Raw genomic sequence first — 19,967 nt, forward strand, 5'->3', positions numbered from 1 at the left:
TGTATGTAGAAATGGGTTATTAACGACCTGCTGATGTGTCTCGTTTGATTTCACTGTTGGGTTTATTTAATATGTGTAGCCGATTATGTATCTAATCGATGTATTAAAAAATTAACACTTGAAAAATGGGACAAAAGCTAGTAAACTATTTTAGGTGCAAAGTTAATAGTACTGTATAACCTCAAGGATATGGCTTGGGGGTCTCTACCAGGAACCATAAAAATCCTGATTACAGAAAACGAACACGATTCGTTTTTTGTAATCGGGATTTTTTTATACCCAAAATTCCCTTATTAGACCATCTTAGAAAGGACAGAAAGCAGAACATGAATATAAAAGTTTTTATACTCGCATTATCCACTGTGGCAGTTGGACTTGTTGAATTAATCATTGGTGGAATACTTCCAACTATCGCAAATGATTTAAACGTCTCCTTAAGCTCTGCTGGACAGCTTATCACCATTTTCGCACTTATTTACGCAATTTGCGGTCCAGTATTACTTGTATTAACTAGCAAAATAGAAAGGAAAAAGTTATATCTCATCTCTTTATTGATCTTTTTCGCCAGTAATATTATGACATATTTCAGTCAAGATTTTACCTTTATGATGATTGCAAGAGTGTTAAGCGCAATGAGTACTGCACTTATCGTCGTATTGTCTCTAACCATTGCTGCAAAAATTGTCCCGCCAACACATCGGGCAAAAGCTGTAGGGCTCATTTATATGGGGATCAGCTCGTCACTCGTGATGGGGGTGCCGCTCGGAATTATGATTTCCGATGCATTTGGCTGGCGCATCATTTTCCTTGGAATTGCCATTTTATCAGTAGGTTCTTTCATACTGATTTCCATCTTCTTTGAACCAATTCAAGGAGAAAAGACAATCCCACTTTCGCAGCAATTAAAGGCTGTTGCCAGCTTAAAAATAGGCAGTGCACATCTTGCGACTATGTTTTTATTAGCAGGACATTATACGCTCTATGCGTACTTCACTCCATTTTTAGAAACAGAACTGCATCTGAATTCCAGCTGGATCAGTATTTGCTATCTGCTATTTGGTATCGCAGCAGTAAGTGGTGGAGCATTCGGAGGAATTCTGTCAGATTCAATTGGGGCACAAAAAAGCATCATAGTTGTCATCAGTTTATTTGCAGTAATTCTATTCATATTGCCATTTATGACATTTTCACTTATTGTATTTTTACCAATTATGATGGTTTGGGGAGCACTAAGCTGGAGCCTGTCGCCACCGCAGCAAAGCTACCTGATTCAAACTGATCCTGCTACAGCTGACATTCAGCAAAGCTTTAGCAACTCCGCATTACAAATAGGTATTTCCCTTGGGTCAGCATTTGGCGGCATTGCGTTAAATGAAACTGGAACGATATCTCACCTATCCTGGTTTGGAGGCGCTATTGTGATCCTTTCCTTGCTTTGTGCAGTCTTTTCTTTAACAAGAAAAACAAAGGTAAGAGAAACTATTGCTGTGCCGACAGCAGTACAGGAGTCGAATATGTGATTCGTTTAGATTTAAACGATTATAATTAGATTGGAAAAGAAATAGAAAAGGCACCACTCAATTTATTTTTGAATTGAATGGTGCTTTTTTATTTAAACTGAGGTAATGAATCCACTAAAAATTGTATTTACTTATGATAAAGTTCACCAAGTTATGTCTAAATGAGGTTTTTAACAGTATCGAAGTAATCTAATTACAAGGACAATTAAACTTAATATATCTATAAATCTATCTTTTCTCCGTCAACATTAAACTCAACTATTTCAGCAACTTTAAAATTATCGCTATGTTCAATTGTATAGGAAATTTCGTGAGATTCTCCATCTACGTATAGCGTGTGATGGACAGAGGTAGTTAGATTTTCATCGTCTGAACTATATCCACTACTAGATAGTTCTATCTCTTCCCCTATGATGTTCTTTTCAATAATTTCAGTGAATAATTCATTAGAGGCATCTGACAAAATAGCATAATTCCCATTGTCACCGTACCATTTTGCGTCAACAATCTCTAACCAATTATTCCATAGCTCTTCAGGGTTTTCTCCGTATTCTTCGGCTATCTCATATACAGTATCCCGATCACCTGAGAAATCATCTATCGCATTTAATCTTGTCATAATTATATCGTACCACTCAAGGTCTTCTTCGGTAAGATGCCTTAATCTAGTTACTTCCGGATAGAAGGTTGTCGTAATTTCGTCGGCTACAATACCTCTTTCTTCAATTTCCTCAACTGCTTCTGCCATCTCTACTTCGGTCTTATTCTCTGAGCTTTCTTCCGTATCAGTTGCAGCAGAACAAGCACCTAACACCCATCCTAACGAACCAATTAATATTAGCTTTTTAACAATAAACCCCACTTTTTTCCTCCCCCTAAATTGTTAAATCAAAAAGGCCATAATTAATAATTACAATCAAGTGTTATCTTATCACTAATGTCGATTATGTTTCTATAGTGCTCACTAAATTTTATGTACGGTTATCGCTTACTTATGATGAGATTCACCGTGATTATTCAAGAGAGATTCAAGTACTATTTTTGTTAAACAATCTAGTAATACTTCAATTTCAATAATTGCAGGTGCGTTATCATAAACGCTTACTAATTTAAAATCTATTCGTTTCATTTGATCAAGTATTTCACGCAGTTCACCAGCTAGCTTGCCTATTGTTACACCTTTTAAATAACTATCTGAAATTAACTTTGGACGCATCTGAACTCTAGAATGCATTTTAGCGAAATATAAACAGAATAAAAGATTCAAATTTCTACTATTTAACAATTCTCATACAATATTTTCTTCGAATCCTCTATACTTATAGAAAAGAACACGTTTTTTAAAATATAGAATTATACTATCGTGAAATGAGACGATTATCATAGATATTGCATATCAAATAAGTATATTGACAAGCGAGATTGCAGGTTTTAACCGAACCATTCAAGCTAATATTGTGAAAGTCAGGTGACTGGAAGATTCCAATACGAAAATCACTGAAAATAAACGTTAAGAAAACAGGAGAGAAGATTAGTGAAGGGATAGATAACCGGCAGACAGCACGGGTGACTTTATCTCAAGTATCTATAATTAATAATTTCATGAAATGAGGAAGTAGATTTGACTAATATTCCTACACGAGCGAAAGAGAATATTAATAAGAAATTATTTTCATTAAAAGATGGATTTAAATTCTTTGTAACTAGCAATATATTACTAGTGTGTTTTATAGGCATTTTTTTAATAAATAACGGTGCAAAAGTACCCATCATTTCCTTTACAGTATTTGCGGAAATATTTTCGGTCTTGTTATCGGTTATAGCTTGCCTAAAACCTGGAAAACCAAAAGAAAATGAAAGCAAGGATGCTGAAAGGCAACAATCACAAGAGCTGCTTGGAGCATTAATTGCCTTTGTCTTCTTATCCTTGTTTTCACTTTTATTTTTGGGTGCAAATATCCCTTATCCAAGTACATTGATATTTTTCATGCTAATGTCAAACGCTATGGTATCAGCATATTCCATTCTTTTTCACCCAATCGCTTTAGGTTTATATGAAGCAAATGTTTTTCAAAGAAAAACTACTATGTTTGATTACATTTTTAAATATATTGCAATTTTTTTATCGGGGATAAGCTACTATGTGCAGAGGACACTATTTAAATTGCCACTATTACTTAATAAGTTAATTGTCATCGCTTTTGTCTTATTATTATTGTGGCAATGGTTTATAATGATTTCCATTTTCGATAATTAAATGGATAGATATCCTTATCTGGCAATGAAATGATAACCTTTCAAAAAACTCTTCATTAAGGGAAAACGGCTTTTATTACAGAGGAAATAATGTAAAGCGTTTAAGATTAAAATGGTATTGTGGAATCTTGGTTTGCTGAGGATACTGTAAAAGATTGGGGAGAAAATGCCGGCCGCTGGGTTGAAGATTGATATGTAGATACAAAGGAAATTGTCAATGATGCAGCAGATTGGGTAGCCGAAAAAACAGGATATTTAGTCTCAAGTGTAAGCAATTTTGTTTCGGGTATCTTTAATTAACTCACAAGCAAGGAGCCATAAACGTGAATAAACAATCATCTTTTGGTAAAAGGAATCCAGAGAAACGAAGAAGTTTCTCTCTAGGAAGAGGCATTAGATTCTTCCTAAAAGCAAATATTTTACTAGTTCTCTTCATTCTAATATTCATGGTTAATAAAACGGGATGGGAGTATGATGGTAGAATTTCTGTTATAACATTTACAACTTTTGCAGAGGCTTTTATCATTCTTCTCTGCATGATAGCATGTATTAAACCAAACAGAAATAATCGAAGCAAGGGTATTACAAAGAGGCAACCAAAAGAGTGACTTGGAGCATTAATTGCATTTGTCTTCTTATCATTGTTTTCTCTTATTTCTTTGGGTGCAAATATTCCTTATCCAAGTACATTAATATTTTTAATGTTAATATCGAATGGTATGTTTGCAGCTTATTCCGTTCTTTTTCATCCAATCGCTTTGAGAATTTATGAAACGAACGTTTTTCAAGAAAAAACTACTTTGCTCGATTACATTTTTAAATATGTAGCAATTTTTTTCTCGGGAATAAATTATTATGTACAAATAACACTTTTAAAGCTCCCGCTATTGCTAAATAAATTAATTGCCATTGTTTTTGTCTTATTTTTATGGTGGCAAGCCGCTATTACAGGTATGATTTTTAATCATTAATATAAAGGTTGATACGTAATTGCGATGGATAATTCAACTCAAAATGAAAAAGAAACAAAACACCTACATTACTGCGTAAATTTGGTATAACATTTATTCAAGATAATCCATCTAAAGTAGGATTTTCCATTATTAACTTACGAACAAGGAGTTATAGATGTGAATAAACAGTCTTTAGAAGAAAAAAGTAAGTCAAAAAAAATAGAGAAACATAAGAGATTCTCTCTAGGGCGTGGCATTAGATTCTTCCTAAAATCAAATATATTACTAGTTGCCTTCATTCTTATATTAATCATTAATAAAACGCAGTGGCAATATGATGATGGTAGCACTGTAGTTGTAATGTTTGTAACTTTCGCTGAGATCTTTATCATTTAGCTATCTATCACAGCATGTATAAAACCAAAAAAGCATAATAGAAGAAATGATAATAGAGGGGAACAATCAAAAGAATGGCTTGGGTCATTCATTGCGTTTGTTATCTTATCATTGTTTTCATTTATTTTCCTGGGTTTAAATATTCCTTATCCAAGTACATTAATATTTTGCATATTAATGACAAATTTTATGGTATCTCTGTATTCCGTTGTCTTTCATCCAATTGCTTTGAGGATATATAAAGCAAATGTTTTTCAAGAAAAAACAACTATGCTCGATTACATTTTTAAATATATAGCAATTTACTTTTCGGGAATAAATTATTATGTACAGATGACACTTTTAAAGCTCCCGTTATTATTAAATAAATTAATTGCCATTGCCTTTGTCTTAGCTATTTTGTGGCAAGCTGCTTTATTAATTAGCATTTTTGATTAATTTTGGAAATAATGGGAGCAGAATCTATCAACGAAGAAATAAACATGTTAAAAATTCATCTATAGGTAGGGGACTGGTTAATAATGTGTCCTAAAATAGTTAAAAAGTATATTTGTTTAAACAATGGTTTTCGATTTTTATTAAAAACCAATACGATACTGATAATAATGATTGCATTATTCGGCGTAAATAAAGATGCATGGAGGTCAGTGGGGGAAGATAAGGTAATAACTTTCATTTTCACGTTTGAGTGCCTTATTATCCTATTTTCTATTTTTGCTTGCATAAATCCTGAGCGAGGTAATAAGCGACATAGAGAAAAAAAGAGGATTTCCAAAAATGAATGGATTGGCATGGTCATTGCAATCCTGTTAACATCGTTATTATCACTCTTTATGCTACCTGCAAACCTCCCATTTCCAAGTACAGTTATTTTTTTAATATTGTCAACCAATCTTTTAGCAGCTTTTTATTCGGTTATTTTTCATAAAGTAGCTATAGAAATTTATGAACTCAATGTTTTTAAAGAAAATAAAAGTATTACTGACTATACATTTAAGTATATCGCAATATTATTTTCGAGCTTAAATTATTACGTTCAATTAGCTTTGAAAGGACTTCCGCTCATCATACATAAGTTATTTGCCATTCTCTTTCTTATTTTTTTAGCTATGCAGCTTATTGTAACTGGTACTGTTTTTACCTATTAGTTTTAGAGTTAAATTGGATTGTTAAGTAATTACGGCAAAAAGTACAACTCAAACCTGAAGATTTAACACATGAAGTTTGATGCATTCGCTGGAGTAGCTGAAAAAACAGAGGATTTTCGGGCATCTGTAATTAACTTACGAACGAGGAGCCATAAATGTGAATAAACAATCATCTATAGAAAAAAGGAATTTCTCTCTATGAAGCGGCATTAAATTCTTCCTAAAGGCAAATATTTTACTATTTCTCTTCCTTCTAATATTTATGGTTAATAAAGTGGAATGGAAATACGATGGTAGAATTTCTGTTATAACATTTACAACTTTTGCAGAGACTTTTATCATTCTTCTATGCATGATAGCATGTATTAAACCAAACAGAAATAATCGAAGCAAGGGTATTTCAAGAAAGCAACCAAAAGAGTGGCTTGGAGCATTAATTGCATTTATCTTCTTATCATTGTTTTCTCTTATTTTCCTGAGAGCAAATATCCCTTATCCAAGTACATTCATATTTTTCATATTAGCGACAAATTTTATGGTGTCTCTGTATTCTATTCTCTTTCATCCAATTGCTTTGGGGATCTATGAATCGAATGTTTTCCAGGAAAAAACAACTTTGTTTGATTACATTTTCAAATATATAGCAATTTTTCTTTCTAGAATTAATTATTATGTGCAGATGATACTTTTAAGACTGCCACTATTACTAAATAAGTTAATCGCCATTGTATTTGTCTTATTTTTGGTATGGCAAGTGTTTGGTGTAATAGCAATTTTTGACTGATTTAGGAGATTTTTGCTGCTAGGAAAGAACTTTATCTGGCACATGAATTACGATAACGTTGAAAAGAAGCTTTGAAAGATTTCTGCTAATAAATTCTGGACACCTTTTCCTGAAAAAAGGATTCTCGATTCTCGATAAATTGTAGTTGATAGATAAGCGGATGAATGAAAACAAGTGACAGATCCATTATCGTGAAAGTTACCAAGACATACACGAGGTTCTGCCACTTGCTACATCAGTTAACAAAGAAACCACAAAATAAAATGGATATTGGACACTTATGTTAGCCTTAGTACCAATATGTCATTCCTGCCCTGTTTGCCTAGGGAAAGCAAAATAGCTCGTCAACTGCATATTATGGTGAAGAATCAATCAAATACTTTAGAGATATCTAATGTCCTTAATTAAACAAAAAATTAAACGGTTAATCCGTTTTCTGCGCAATGAGCATGTATAGCGATTCCGCTGGGAAATATTTCTCCGTTACCTGGAATCCCGCATCTTTCATTTCTCGTTCTATTCCTTCCAAGGTAATTCTAGGTCCTTTATCTGAACTTCCTTTTGGTTCAAGTTCCAGACAAATTAGATAGCCTTCTTTTTTCAGTATCTCTCTCATTTGCTGTAATAGTAGCCCCAACGGCTGAATTTCATGAAGTACCAGAGAAGCAATGATCATATCGATAGTGCCATCAGGTAAAGAAAGTTCCTCTATCCTTTCTTGCACTGGGACAATATTCGTAAGCTGTTCCTTCAAGGCTTTCTCTTTAATTATTTCCAGCATTGCAGCATCGATATCTAGCGCGTATACGTTGCCCGAAGTTCTCTTCGCCACCGGGATGGAAAAATATCCTGTTCCAGCGCCAAAGTCTAAGATGCTGTCCGTTTCTTTTAAGGGAATCATGTTCAGTAGCTGTTCGGGAGAGAATTCTTTTCTTCGTTCGGGGCTTTCCAAGTACGATACTTTTCCTTTGTGCTTACCATGTGTGTGATGCATATATATCCTCCTTTTTTAGCTGTTTAAGTGTGCTATTTATCCTGGCTGAACTTTTCTTCTGTCAATGCCGCAATCACAGATATGGCAGCCATACTGCCTTCTCCCGCTGCAACAACTAATTGGGAGGGACCGGCAATTCGCGTATCTCCGCAAGCAAACACACCTTCCGTTTTCGTGCGTTTCATGCTGTCAGTTGCAATCCCGCCTTGCTCGTTTAATGTATATTCAAGTGCAGATTTAAAGGTATCTGCCGGTATCCATTCGGTAGCTATAAACCCTCCCTCACGGAGTACGGATGTTTCATCTTCAAATTGTATTTTTTCCAGCATTCCCTCTTCCCCAATGAAAGCGGCAATCTTCTTTTCGTTAATACGGATGCCATTACTTTTGAGCACTTCTTGTTCTTCCAACGAAAGCACTTCTTTTCCATTGGTAAAAACAATTAAATCGTTCGTCCAGTTGGACACCAGTTTCGCCAAATGAAACGCCTTTTGATCATCTGCAATCACTGCTAGTGGACGATCTCTTAATTCCCACCCATCACAAAAAGGACAGTTGAAAAGGCTCTTACCATAGAACTCTATCACTCGCGGAATATCCGGAAGAACTTCCTTAAATCCAGTAGCAAGAATAATTTTCTTCGCGGTGTATACTTCGCCATTTTCTGTTTCCACTTTGAATAAGGTATTTTCTTTATTTATACGATGCACCCGTTGCTTTTCAATTCTCACATCAGGGTATCTGTATAATTCCTCATGGGCGATTCTTTTTAATTCTTGCGGATGGATACCGTCCCTTGTGATAAATCCGTGGGACTCAGAAGTCACCAGATTTCTCGGTTTATTGTCATCGAATAGGACAGTTTTACGTCTTGATCTTCCAAGTACTAAAGCAGCATTCAGTCCAGCTGGTCCTCCGCCAATCACGGCACAGTCTACTATCATATTGTCGTCTCCTTTAAAAATGAATTTAACTATTGTTTTCTTTCTGTTTGGATTTTGCTTCTTTAGCAATATCGTTCAGAAGCATTGATTCCAGTTCACCTTTCATATTTTCCTCTGCTTGTCTCATGGTGTTTTCAATCAAGCAGCCTTCATGGTGAATGGAACAATCGAATAAACTCGTATCTCCTTCAATCGCATGAATAACATCTAAAAAGGATATTTCCTGTTTTGTTCTCGAGATTTTATAGCCTCCCTTCGCACCTGGTGTTGACTCGATTAAACCAGCTTTCGTAAGTTTGGTTAATATCTTAGAAAGGTACGTCGGGGAAAGATGTTGCATTTCTGCCAATTCCTGCACTCCTACCAAGTTCCCACTGGGCTGCAGCAATAAATGGACCATCGTATGCAAAGCGTAGTTTGTCGCGTTTGAATATTTCATAATTAACCTCCTTGTACTATTATGTCTATTAAGGATTCACGATATCCTTAATTTAAATAAGCCTATCACTCTATTTAAAAGAAGTCAACTTAGTGATTTATAAACAACCTTTTAATTATTCGAAAGTTTGACATGCACATTCTCCCTGTAGATATTCTACAAGAAAGATTACAAAAGGCCTCGAATGATAAAAAAGAGTTAGAACAAGGGAAAAATGAATTTATAGTACAATTAGTACAACTATGGAAGTCAAAAACTATTACTTCATTTGTTAATTGATAATATCGCAATCAAGCAAATAGATAAATCCAGAACGATTAAAAACATAGAACTTGATTTTGAACTTACTGAACTGAATATATCGAAAACGTTTGTACTGATCCACTTGTTATATCGTGAAACGGATAAGGAACATACCTTTTCAATATCCGCTTCCGATAAAGAGTTGCCACCTTATCTTCAACAATTTTTATCAGTATTTGTGATGCGGTTCACCGTGGTGATTTAAGAGGCAAAAAAAGACGAAGGGATTATTCCTCTCGTCTTTTTATTTCCGATTTTACTGAAAACCATAACCCAAGTTCTTTAGAAAAATTTACTGTATATTTCAGATTATTTACTATAATTGTATTTTTTGTTCCTATCTTTATATCGGATAGCCCTAACTTTTCGAATAGCCTCTTTCTAAAATCAACGTCTTCCTGAGGATTCAAGCAAGCAATTAGGATCCCTATTGCGATAATCATATTCAACCCTGATTGTAGTCTACCATCTCCCGACGCAATCATAGTGATACTCTTTAATATTTTTTCATCATTATATTCAATGATGTTACCTAAAAGCGCTATGTTTTTATTCCCATGTATTTTTATATTTAAAACATTTTTATCAACGCTAATCTCAAGATTCCTATATGGAAAATTAAATTCTTCTGCATAATTATTCCATCTTTCTTGAAATTCGTCTAAATTCACCGCGAGACTATCACTTAATCTAATTTTACAATCATATTCATTCAATCTTAAAAGATAATTAAAAAATTGATTAGACACTACTACACCTCTTTCATTGACGATAAATCGCAATTGGTGTAACTGCAATTTCGGGAAATGAAATAGATAAACCAAACTTTTCAATATCTCTTAATGCGTCGAAAACTGTCTGTAGTCCTTTTTCAAGCTCATTCTGATTAAAAGACATATCGACTTCATTAGAACCCTTATTTGGAATAGATGCAATTTGTGCAAACATATACCAGTCATCTTGTGGTGCAGTACCGTACTTATATATAATATTTTCAATACTTTCTCTTAAATACAGTTTGTTTAATGTGCCTACAAACCTAAAGTTTGGTCTTTCTACAAACGGAATGTTTTTGATCACTACCCTATCATTATAAAAATTCTTTAAAAAGACCTGTAATGCTTTCTGTATGTCTTTCGGAAGATTATATTCATTCATTCTTTCCTGTACCTTTTTATTTCTTTGGGTTTGTGATGCCTTCTCGAAACTCTTAGCTGCGGACTGTTCTCCTGTAATAACAGATTTTAATATATCATCAATATTATCCAAGATTCTTTGCATATAAATAAAATCATTTATGATAGTTTTTCCTTTCACTAATATAAATGACGTTGAAGTTAGCCTACCTGATATTTTATCGTCGGGATTAGATAGATTGTCAATTTCAAAGTCACCTGGAATATTAGTCAATAAGTCTTTTTCATTTAATGATAACTCAGCAAGATTGTACAAGTAATCATGCATAGTATGACTTTCAGTAGCTTGATTCTGCCAAAGAAAAGAACTTTCACTACCAACTTTCAACAGTTTCAGGAAGTCTACTCCTGCATTTATTTTACTTTCATCTCCGTCAGTAACCGTTGTAGATGTACTCTCTATTAAACCTTTATTTAGTTGCGCAACAATGGATTTTAATCTCTCTGTATCCATATAAATAAAGTCTCTAAATAAATTATCCATACTAAGCAGCTCTCCCATCTGAATTAGTATATTATTGACAATTTCAACACGTTATCAAGTGATACATTAAAATGTTAATACTTTTTATTTTACTTCTTCCGTCTAACCGACGTTGCTCAAAACAAAATTTATCATATTGTTGATATAGGCACACTTATCCTATCCCTCGCAACACAAACATTTCTATATACAATATAGCATTCTACATAGTGTTCACCTTTAAAATTAGTGGACTCGGTATTCTTTCGTGCACCCGTATCCTTCACAATTTGTCCTCTTATACAATCTTTTCTAATTGCTTCCTCCCCTCGGTTTTTAACCTTCCAATAAATCTTATAACTAAGACTATCTTCAGCATCTTTTGACAAACAATCAAATTCGTTTTCAATTATGAAAAACTCCAAGTGTTTATTCACCTTTAAGGGTAGATTATCTCGTAGAATATGCCTTAGAAACTTATCTCTAAATCCATCTTGTTTTACTTTACAATCAATCTTCAGTCGATATCGAATGTCCACATCAAACTTATGTTCAATGAATTCTTCTGTCTGTCTAACTTTCTTACCAAACAATGCACTTTTTTCAAATGCCTCTTTCTCTGCGATATCTTCTGGAACAGGGAAGGATTTGCCAAAAATGTCCTGCAATGCATCATAAAGGTCTTCACTATCTTCTGTTTCATCTTCAATCTTTTCATATGCATGTTTAGCTTTATCAACAAACGCGCCATCTTTGTTATAAACTTCCTGATTACTGCCAAGAGCATGCCAATATTTCTGGTCTTTGTTCCGTTTTTTCAAGTAATAGAATAAATCCTTTAACAAAGAAAGGTAATCATCAAATGTCGCACTCTTGTAGTCATCATTTTCATTAAAGAAGTTGTAAACCAACGTATCTATTAATAGTCCACCAAACTTAAACCCTTTATTATTTTTCCAAGCCCGAACTAAATTGCAAGCATACTTATAGTTTAAGTCCGTTTCTTCTATCATAGCGATACTCTTATCTATTTCTGGTATGGGATCAGTTTTTTTCCAAGAACCCCCGTTATTTGAGTCAGGATAATCAAATGCCCCGTCTGATCTTTCAAAGCATGGACATACCTCTACAGTTTTGTTTATACTCTCAAAACTTACCACAACAACTTGTCCATCTCCCCTTATAATTGTTTTGGGATATCTTTTCTTTATTTCCTTTTTTACTTTTTGTAGAAGTTTAGACTGCCCATTCCCTTCCACTTCCTCATATTGTTTCTTTAGTTCCTTTGGTAGCACATAAAGCATATCAACATCACTAAACGTTTTTATAGCAGTATCTCTTCCTAAAGACCCTACTACATGACTGTTTTCTATTTCTTCATTTTCTAAGTTGCGAAATGACTTATTTAACCTTTTTGTTATTTCCTTAACTCTTTTTGTTTCTTCCTCAATTGATTCTACCTGCAAGCCATCGACAAATTCCTCGAACTTCTCTTTTAACATTAAATCCCCCTACAAAACAATTATTAACAGAACAACAACCGCAATGAAACCGATTACAGCAATTTGGAAAGAAAAAGGAACTTTATCCCTCCACGTAAAATTCTTTTGTTCATCTATCCATTCAAACTGGCTCTGAAAAAATAGCTTATAATGAGCAAGCCAATCACTTAAAAATATCTGTTTTGAAATACTAATCCTATAGTAAACCTCCAACAGTTCATTCATTCGTAAGGCTCTATTTGAGTCATTTTCCACAACCTCCTGTTCTGAGCTCTTGATTTGATAATAAATCTCACGGAGTTCATTGTGGATCTGTATTAACTGATTTCCAACTTCTCGATATCTATCTTTTTCATTGTTATATTGACTAATTGTTAGTGCAATGATACTTGCAATAATCAATATAAGGGAAACTTCGGTATTATATAGGAAACTCGGTTGATATACCTGCCAAATACCAATAGTAAGAGTAACAAAGGCAATCCGTCCTGGCATTTTCACAACAGTGTCATATGTCGCAAAATGTTTTTTAGCCCCATAAATTACGTTATATCCATTTTCAGCAAGCTGCTTTAAGAACAAATCCTTATTCATCAAAGTTTCTCCTTTCTTTTATGAGAGAATAAACATTTAAACTATTACTCAATTAGTCTTACATCTATTATACCAGAAATAGAACGTACATTTAGAACAATCTAAATAATACAGCAGATAAAGTGGTTGATAACCGCTTTCCTTCCCTCTGCAATTTTACTTATCGTTAGCGGAAATATATATTAGTTTTATCTGATTGACCCGGGTAATTTTATACGGAAAAAAGTAGTAGAAAGAAAACATGCATATTACTATTGAAAGGTGTTTTTGCAAATGACTAAATTGTCATTTGGGCAATTTATGAAGGCTCTTGGAGAGGAACATAAATATCACACAGATGGTGGCACATCTTATAGACAAGAATCCGTAACGGTTTGTAGATTAAAATAACTAACAAAATGGAGAGGTATTTTCGACCTCTCCTTAATTAATCGTATAAATAAATGTATTTACAATGTAAAATTACTCGTCAAGAACATATTTGGCTCCTCTTCCATATCCAACGACCTTGCCCTCTTCTAAATCATGAATCAGAGCATTGACTTGCTGCCGATTTAGCCCCATCATTTGTCTAACCTCTTGGTTTCTTAGTGGTCAATCTTTTAATATAGATAGAATTCTCATTTTCATTACTTCTTTATCTAAACTTTGTTTCCGTTCATAAGTCATGCTTCACTTAAGCATATCGTATGTAAATCTTGACAGAGTATAGTAACGTCCTTTGCCACTACCTATCCTCTATTAAAAAGAGGTTGATACAAAATTATCTTTTCTTTTGTATCGTAAACGAAAAGCTCTTACCTATTTGCATTTTAAGATTTCATTACGGTAACCTTTTATTATTTACTTCTCCAACTACCTTTATCCAATAAATAAACTATGCTTTATTCATCATCTAACACATAAGGAGTAGGATTTTCCGCCACCATCTGTATGTCATCCATCGCTTTCTCCACATACGCAATCCGCGACTTCAAATATTCAGCAAGTGGTTTATCTGTGCAATACACATAGCAACCTTTTTGTCCTCTTGTCATGAGTGTTCGGTAAGTATTTTTTATAATTTTGTCCGCGATTCGATTCGCTTGTTCGGGATTTTCTTTTGCAAACTTCTTAATTCCTTTTAGAGATTGATCTGTTTTTGCGCGTTTTGTAAAATCAGTAGTGATACTACCATTTTCATAACGCATATCGTCACCAATAATAACTCCGATATAATCAAATTCAAGACCCTGAGCAGTGTGAATACAACCAGCTTCCTCTACAGATGAATTATCGATTGCCCAAGTTGTATTTAAATTCCAGCTCATCCCAAAATCGCCTATCATTATATCGTGGTGCTTTACATTCCTGCGTTCTTTTTTTGGCCATTCCCAACAATAACCGGCCATCATGCGAGATTTATTTGCAATCTTATTCTTTTTCTGAATTAAACTTAGTAATTCATGTGGATTATCCACTACTTTAAAATCATAGTCCATACCTATAAAGTTCTTATTTGCGGTCTCTCTAATTTCGAGTACATCATCTAACCATGCAATATATCCGTCCGAGCCATCACATCTAAATTGAGAAACTAATTCTCTTTTTATTATTTCTGATCCTAGATCATTTGCATACTTTTCTATTTCATCAATACTTCCTGCATCTGAGAAAGTAACTTTTTGATTCTCGTCTATAAAAAAGATCGAAAACAAAGAGCCGTGTATGATTTCTTTTGTCTGGTTCTCTCCAAGATTCTGAAACATCCCAGACTTTCTATTCAAACGGTGTGCTTCATCAACAATTAAGACATCAAATTCATTTTCTTCCGCCTGTGTGAAACTGCCTGAACCTTTAAATAAATTATTTATATGTGTCTTTTTCATCGTGCCTTGGAGTTTTGCTGCATAGACTTCTCGTGGCGCGGCATTTTTAGTAATGTACATCGCTAGACGGTCACGGTTGATTATCTCAACGAGCATGTTAATAGCTAGTACCGATTTACCCGTACCAGGGCCACCTTCTACAATCATTGTTCTCTTTTTATTATCCTTCATTGATTTATTGAATAAATATAATGCTTCCTCAAAAAAGACCTTCTGCTCATCAATCATGTGGAATTCCTGATTTCCTTCAATCATGCCTTTTAAAGCATCCTGCAGTGATTTGGAGGGGTGTATTTTTCCTTGATCTATTTGAACGATGGCATTCGTTTTATCTTTATATTTAATATATTTTTTCACGAAATTTCTTAGCTTATTAATCTCGCCTTTGCGGAAGACTGGGGCTTTCTCTATATAATAGCCATACAGCGGATCCATCAATGGATCTTCATCTTGAATGAAATAATTATGTAAATACGCACAAGGGATTAAGTTTATATTATTTGTACGTACACTTTCATTGAAGTCTGTAATAAGCGAAGCATAAGTATAAGCCTGATAAGAGGGGTGAACCGTTTCACGTATTCCTCTGCCAAGAGCTGTTTCTACGATTGCCTCTTTTCCTTCTACTTTATCTGCAAACTCCCATTGTTTTAACTCTACAATCATTACGTTTTCATTATCGCCGTCATTTCCAGCTATAATAAAATCTACTCTTTTGGAGGTGTTTGGAATATTAAATTCAATCGCTACCGAGATATCTCCTGGGATTTGAGGATCATATAATACATTTGACATCTTCGTTAAGGAGTTCTCCCATGAACGAATTTCACTTTTTGACGTCCGCCCAATTTTTTCTTGATAGGCATTATACAAGTTATCAACTAAAACTTCATTTATTGTATCATGGATAAATTCAGCAGCTGTTGACTGATAAATAATCATGTTGCCACTCCCTTTAAAAGAAATATAGCTAAAAAAGATATAGTTAAATTATACCATATTATATGAGATGGCTGAGATGAGATATTAAAGAATTGCCACCTTACCTACAACAATTTTTGCCTCTACTTATAATACGGTTGACCATTTTTAGTGGTAAGATTAATATTACCACTGCTTAATGATCATCACTTCCGTAGAAACTTCCGTGTAAGGGAAGAGTCTGCTAACTATAACCACAAAGTTATTTCTTCAGAGCATTGTTCTCAATAAATTTATCGAAATCATCAGATGAACTCCGCTCAATACGATGTTGGTTAAATTTCTCATACTCTTGAGTCGCAATCTTTTCTGCAACGACTTTTGATACTTTCCCAGCATTTTCGAGAATATCACGATCATTAAATTGTAAAAATGCATTTAATTTATCAACCCAATCCTTCATATACATTGGACGTTGCCGCTCTGCTTGATCCTCAGCATAGTCTAAATACATTGTAACAATTCGGTTAAGCGACTTTAATTCTTTTTCAGATAAGTAATTTTTAGCAATAGTTACATCTCGCTTGCGTACTTTACCACCTTTCCATGAAGTGAGTCCCATATTTTCCTTTTCCGCATCTGCTCGCTTTGAAATTAGTTCAGCAGCAGTCATACCATGGATTGCAAAATGTAATTTATTTTGAACTGTTTTAAAAAATCTCAGTGTTACTTCTGCATTAGAATCATAATCTACAGATGTAGCGTATATATCTGTAATTTTTTGATAGAATCTTTTCTCTGAGGCACGAATATCTCTAATTCGTTCCAATAACTCTTCAAAGTAATCTTCTCCAAAATTACGCATGTCTTTCAAACGATCATCATCCATTGTAAAACCTTTGACTAGATATTCATTTAAGCGTTCTGTTGCCCACTGACGGAACTGTGTACCTCGATGGGAACGAACTCGGTAGCCGATCGCGAGAATCATTTCAAGGTTATAATGTTTAGTTTTATAATTTTTACCGTCATTTGCAGTTGTCAAGTAATACTTGACAACTGAATTCTCGTCTAATTCCTCTTCTTCAAATATATTTTTAATATGAAGGCTTATATTCTGCTTAGTCGACTGATATAATTCCGCAATTGCCTTTTGTGTCATCCAAACTGTTTCACTTTCCAGTCTAACATCGATTTTTGTGTTTCCATCCTCTGTTTGATAGATTAAGATATCTGTTTTGTTTTCCATTCCATTCACTCCTTTTTATAAAATTTATCTGACACTTATTACACCGTTTTCTTCTATAGAATATTATAACATTTAAATATAAAAAAATAATAAAATAAGAACATTCATTCCCCCTAACTTAACACAAAAAACTCCTTGCATTCATTAAAGAATCTGAAGGAGTTTCCAGTTTATAATTTGATTTTTTCTAATACAATTTTACTCAATTCAATTTCTATTTTTTGCTTTACCACTATTTATGATAAGGTTCCCCCCGATTTATCCGAAACCCCCGATAAACCTGCTCCACCAGCACCAACCGCATCAACTGATGAGGAAAAGTCATCTTAGAAAACGACAACGCATAATCACTCCGCTTCTGCACTTCCTTACTAATCCCAATCGAGCCACCAATCACAAATGCAATCTTACTTCGACCGTATGTCGCAAGCTCATCCATCTTCGCTGCAAGCTGCTCCGATGTCAGCATTTTTCCTTCAATCTCCAGCGTGATTACATACGTATCTGCTGTAATCGCTCCAAGAATTCGTTCGCCTTCCTTTTGTTTTGCAATAAGCATATCGGCCTCACTCATATTTTCGGGAACCTTTTCATCTGCTACTTCAATAATATTTACATTTGCATAGGCAGATAGGCGTTTTAAGTATTCCTCAATGCCTTGCTTGAGGTATTTTTCTTTTAGTTTACCAACAGAGATAATTGTTATTTTCATATAATCTTCCTTTATAGACCTATTTTGAAGCTAGTTTACCATGTTTTATGCGATTTATAGTTTAAATTTTATTAAAATCGGCTAATATAACATTAAAGCACGAAGGAGTGGTGGTTTTACTTTGGATCATCAGAGACAGAGATTAGAGATCCAAATTGAGCAATTGCGAACAAAGATGCATCACGCATATGAAAATAGTGCAGGCTATGATCAGCTAATGGATATTTCCACGCAGCTCGACAAATTGCTTAATGAATTAGAGATACTCAATCGAAATCAAAGTTAAGGCGTAAGGGCTTTGATCAACAATAGATAGATCTCCCTTTTATAAATTGTTTGATATGGACCAGTGTCGTCCCTATTTTGGAAAAAACAGCACGGTTAATAGCCTGCATGAATGTTTTAGCCACAAACACTTTCATTCAGCTCCTTAACGCCTTGGTTCAGCATAAAACCGAACGTGGCCTATTTGCTCGTTCGGTTTTATCCTTTACCTTTATTATTTCACAATTTGCACACGTCTAATCGAGCGGTCCTCAACAGATAGGATTTTAAATGTAAGATTCCCTTTTTCCAGTACATCACCTGTCTGCGGAAAGTCCTTAAATTCGCTTAAGAGATAAGCTGCCAGCACGTCTTCTTCTTCAGGTATTTCTGTCTGAAAGATGGTATTCAAGCGATGGAGTGTTACTTTTCCATCACAAATAACCTTTGTAGGGGTAAGTTTTTCGATTAAAACTTCACTATCTGGATCCATCTCATCATGAATTTCGAGACCAATCATGCCTTCAATAATATCCTCATGTGTAACGATTCCCTCTGTGCCGCCATATTCATCAAGTACAATAGCCAGATGCCTTCTCTCTTTCGTCATCTTCCGAAAGATTGGCTCAATGGGCTGGAATTCATAAACAATCATTGGATCTGTATCCATGAATTCTGATACATGTTTCTCTGGATTCACTGACCAGGAGAGTAAGTATTTTGTATGCATAATCCCAATAATATTATCAATATCATCCTCATATACCGGAAAGCGGGTGTAGCCATTTTCAATTGCAAAATCCCTTACCTCTTCATACGTTGATGCAAGTGGTAAGGCTAGAATGTCAACACGCGGTGTTTTCATTACATCTTTCACATTTAAATTATAAAAATCAAGGACACCTTTAATACGATAGGATTCATCTGCCTGGAATGTTCCTTCAAGACCAGCAAGGTCGACTAATGTCCTTAACTCTTCTTTAGAGACAGAAACCTCCTCATCCCGTTCTTTCGTTAGACGGCCTGTAATAAGTTCAGTTAATTTATTCATTAACCAGATAAGTGGTTTTAATAGTTTAATAATCCCCTGAATAGTAGGTGAAATAAGGTAAGCAATTTCTGTAGGTATTGTTCGGGCGATTGCTTTTGGAATAATTTCTGCAAAAATAATAATTCCGGTGATCGTGATGGCAACAGCCAATACGATGTTGACGTTATTTTGAGCAGCCCACATTACAACGACAGAAACGAGGGTTAAATCAACAATATTATTGCCAATAATGGTTGTGGTGTACAGTTCTTCCGGGTTTTCTGTTAAATGCAGCAGCTTCTCTGCCTTTTTATCCCCATTTTTTGCTCTCGTTTGAAGTTTGATTTGGCTTAGTGATGTATGCGCTTGCCCACTTCCTGAAAAGAAAAATGATAAACAGAATAATAATACGATGATCGCAATGATCACAA

19 protein-coding genes and 1 riboswitch are annotated in these 19,967 nt (G+C 34.4%); of the genes, 6 read left to right on the forward strand and 13 right to left on the reverse strand.

Annotated elements, in window-relative coordinates; genetic code table 11:
* The first annotated feature begins 151 nt into the window (after nt 1-151).
* A riboswitch (purine riboswitch) is annotated at nt 152-252 on the forward strand.
* A 74-nt stretch (nt 253-326) separates the two neighbouring features.
* Nucleotides 327-1,520, forward strand: coding sequence for an MFS transporter (locus NST93_RS13915; RefSeq protein ID WP_405098024.1), 1,194 nt, complete (start codon nt 327-329; stop codon nt 1,518-1,520).
* A 220-nt stretch (nt 1,521-1,740) separates the two neighbouring features.
* Here NST93_RS13915 and NST93_RS13920 read toward each other — a convergent pair whose 3' ends face one another.
* Nucleotides 1,741-2,382, reverse strand: coding sequence for a hypothetical protein (locus NST93_RS13920; RefSeq protein WP_405098026.1), 642 nt, complete (start codon nt 2,380-2,382; stop codon nt 1,741-1,743).
* Nucleotides 2,383-2,508: 126 nt separating this feature from the next.
* Nucleotides 2,509-2,736 carry a hypothetical protein gene (locus tag NST93_RS13925; RefSeq protein WP_405098028.1) on the reverse strand — a complete coding sequence of 76 codons (228 nt, stop codon included), beginning with the start codon at nt 2,734-2,736 and terminating at the stop codon, nt 2,509-2,511.
* A gap of 405 nt (nt 2,737-3,141) precedes the next feature.
* On the opposite strand from NST93_RS13925, the gene NST93_RS13930 reads away from it, so the two are divergent.
* The 4 genes from NST93_RS13930 to NST93_RS13945 all read left to right on the forward strand — a co-directional run bounded on the left by NST93_RS13930 (nt 3,142) and on the right by NST93_RS13945 (nt 6,273).
* Nucleotides 3,142-3,777 (forward strand): hypothetical protein, encoded by a 636-nt coding sequence (locus NST93_RS13930; protein WP_405098030.1) that lies wholly within the window; start codon nt 3,142-3,144, stop codon nt 3,775-3,777.
* A 322-nt stretch (nt 3,778-4,099) separates the two neighbouring features.
* Nucleotides 4,100-4,384 carry a hypothetical protein gene (locus tag NST93_RS13935; RefSeq protein WP_405098032.1) on the forward strand — a complete coding sequence of 95 codons (285 nt, stop codon included), beginning with the start codon at nt 4,100-4,102 and terminating at the stop codon, nt 4,382-4,384.
* Nucleotides 4,385-4,906: 522 nt separating this feature from the next.
* Nucleotides 4,907-5,125 carry a hypothetical protein gene (locus NST93_RS13940; protein ID WP_405098034.1) on the forward strand — a complete coding sequence of 73 codons (219 nt, stop codon included), beginning with the start codon at nt 4,907-4,909 and terminating at the stop codon, nt 5,123-5,125.
* 521 nt (nt 5,126-5,646) lie between these two features.
* Nucleotides 5,647-6,273: a hypothetical protein gene (locus tag NST93_RS13945; RefSeq protein WP_405098036.1), complete on the forward strand. Its 627-nt coding sequence runs from the start codon at nt 5,647-5,649 to the stop codon at nt 6,271-6,273.
* 1,208 nt (nt 6,274-7,481) lie between these two features.
* Here NST93_RS13945 and NST93_RS13950 read toward each other — a convergent pair.
* From NST93_RS13950 to rlmH, 10 genes are all read right to left on the reverse strand, one after another.
* Nucleotides 7,482-8,051 carry a class I SAM-dependent methyltransferase gene (locus tag NST93_RS13950; protein WP_405098038.1) on the reverse strand — a complete coding sequence of 190 codons (570 nt, stop codon included), beginning with the start codon at nt 8,049-8,051 and terminating at the stop codon, nt 7,482-7,484.
* Between the two features lie 32 nt (nt 8,052-8,083).
* Nucleotides 8,084-8,995, reverse strand: a complete 912-nt coding sequence (locus NST93_RS13955) for an NAD(P)/FAD-dependent oxidoreductase (protein ID WP_405098040.1) — start codon at nt 8,993-8,995, stop codon at nt 8,084-8,086.
* Between the two features lie 25 nt (nt 8,996-9,020).
* Nucleotides 9,021-9,434, reverse strand: a complete 414-nt coding sequence (locus tag NST93_RS13960; protein WP_405098042.1) for an RrF2 family transcriptional regulator — start codon at nt 9,432-9,434, stop codon at nt 9,021-9,023.
* 530 nt (nt 9,435-9,964) lie between these two features.
* On the reverse strand, nt 9,965-10,486 hold the full coding sequence (locus tag NST93_RS13965; RefSeq protein ID WP_405098044.1) for a hypothetical protein: 522 nt from the start codon (nt 10,484-10,486) through the stop codon (nt 9,965-9,967).
* Nucleotides 10,487-10,499: 13 nt separating this feature from the next.
* A complete protein-coding gene (locus NST93_RS13970; protein ID WP_405098046.1) occupies nt 10,500-11,417 on the reverse strand; it encodes a hypothetical protein in 918 nt (305 codons plus the stop codon).
* A 131-nt stretch (nt 11,418-11,548) separates the two neighbouring features.
* Nucleotides 11,549-12,898 carry an SMODS domain-containing nucleotidyltransferase gene (locus NST93_RS13975; RefSeq protein WP_405098048.1) on the reverse strand — a complete coding sequence of 450 codons (1,350 nt, stop codon included), beginning with the start codon at nt 12,896-12,898 and terminating at the stop codon, nt 11,549-11,551.
* A gap of 9 nt (nt 12,899-12,907) precedes the next feature.
* A complete protein-coding gene (locus NST93_RS13980) occupies nt 12,908-13,492 on the reverse strand; it encodes an SLATT domain-containing protein (protein WP_405098050.1) in 585 nt (194 codons plus the stop codon).
* Between the two features lie 884 nt (nt 13,493-14,376).
* Complete coding sequence (locus tag NST93_RS13985) at nt 14,377-16,302, reverse strand: DNA/RNA helicase domain-containing protein (protein ID WP_405098051.1); 1,926 nt, start codon at nt 16,300-16,302, stop codon at nt 14,377-14,379.
* A 241-nt stretch (nt 16,303-16,543) separates the two neighbouring features.
* Nucleotides 16,544-17,530 (reverse strand): virulence RhuM family protein, encoded by a 987-nt coding sequence (locus NST93_RS13990; RefSeq protein ID WP_405098053.1) that lies wholly within the window; start codon nt 17,528-17,530, stop codon nt 16,544-16,546.
* Nucleotides 17,531-17,762: 232 nt separating this feature from the next.
* Nucleotides 17,763-18,242 carry a 23S rRNA (pseudouridine(1915)-N(3))-methyltransferase RlmH gene (gene rlmH, locus NST93_RS13995; RefSeq protein ID WP_405098055.1) on the reverse strand — a complete coding sequence of 160 codons (480 nt, stop codon included), beginning with the start codon at nt 18,240-18,242 and terminating at the stop codon, nt 17,763-17,765.
* 121 nt (nt 18,243-18,363) lie between these two features.
* Between rlmH and NST93_RS14000 the strand changes: the two genes are divergently transcribed.
* Complete coding sequence (locus tag NST93_RS14000; protein WP_405098057.1) at nt 18,364-18,528, forward strand: Spo0E family sporulation regulatory protein-aspartic acid phosphatase; 165 nt, start codon at nt 18,364-18,366, stop codon at nt 18,526-18,528.
* Nucleotides 18,529-18,741: 213 nt separating this feature from the next.
* Here NST93_RS14000 and NST93_RS14005 read toward each other — a convergent pair whose 3' ends face one another.
* A complete protein-coding gene (locus tag NST93_RS14005) occupies nt 18,742-19,965 on the reverse strand; it encodes a hemolysin family protein (RefSeq protein WP_405098059.1) in 1,224 nt (407 codons plus the stop codon).
* Nucleotides 19,966-19,967: the final 2 nt, after the last annotated feature.

Origin of the sequence: Oceanobacillus sp. FSL H7-0719, from assembly GCF_045040795.1 — a bacterium.
GTDB lineage: Bacteria > Bacillota > Bacilli > Bacillales > Amphibacillaceae > Oceanobacillus.

Coding starts and splice junctions, on each gene's coding strand:
- NST93_RS13950 (WP_405098038.1), bottom strand. CDS start 8,051: ATGCATCACACACATGGTAAGCACAAAGGAAAAGTATCGTACTTGGAA.
- NST93_RS13980 (WP_405098050.1), bottom strand. CDS start 13,492: ATGAATAAGGATTTGTTCTTAAAGCAGCTTGCTGAAAATGGATATAAC.
- NST93_RS13990 (WP_405098053.1), bottom strand. CDS start 17,530: ATGGAAAACAAAACAGATATCTTAATCTATCAAACAGAGGATGGAAAC.
- NST93_RS13960 (WP_405098042.1), bottom strand. CDS start 9,434: ATGAAATATTCAAACGCGACAAACTACGCTTTGCATACGATGGTCCAT.
- NST93_RS13915 (WP_405098024.1), top strand. CDS start 327: ATGAATATAAAAGTTTTTATACTCGCATTATCCACTGTGGCAGTTGGA.
- NST93_RS13925 (WP_405098028.1), bottom strand. CDS start 2,736: ATGCGTCCAAAGTTAATTTCAGATAGTTATTTAAAAGGTGTAACAATA.
- NST93_RS13945 (WP_405098036.1), top strand. CDS start 5,647: ATGTGTCCTAAAATAGTTAAAAAGTATATTTGTTTAAACAATGGTTTT.
- NST93_RS13955 (WP_405098040.1), bottom strand. CDS start 8,995: ATGATAGTAGACTGTGCCGTGATTGGCGGAGGACCAGCTGGACTGAAT.
- NST93_RS13970 (WP_405098046.1), bottom strand. CDS start 11,417: ATGGATAATTTATTTAGAGACTTTATTTATATGGATACAGAGAGATTA.
- NST93_RS13975 (WP_405098048.1), bottom strand. CDS start 12,898: ATGTTAAAAGAGAAGTTCGAGGAATTTGTCGATGGCTTGCAGGTAGAA.
- rlmH (WP_405098055.1), bottom strand. CDS start 18,242: ATGAAAATAACAATTATCTCTGTTGGTAAACTAAAAGAAAAATACCTC.
- NST93_RS13985 (WP_405098051.1), bottom strand. CDS start 16,302: ATGATTATTTATCAGTCAACAGCTGCTGAATTTATCCATGATACAATA.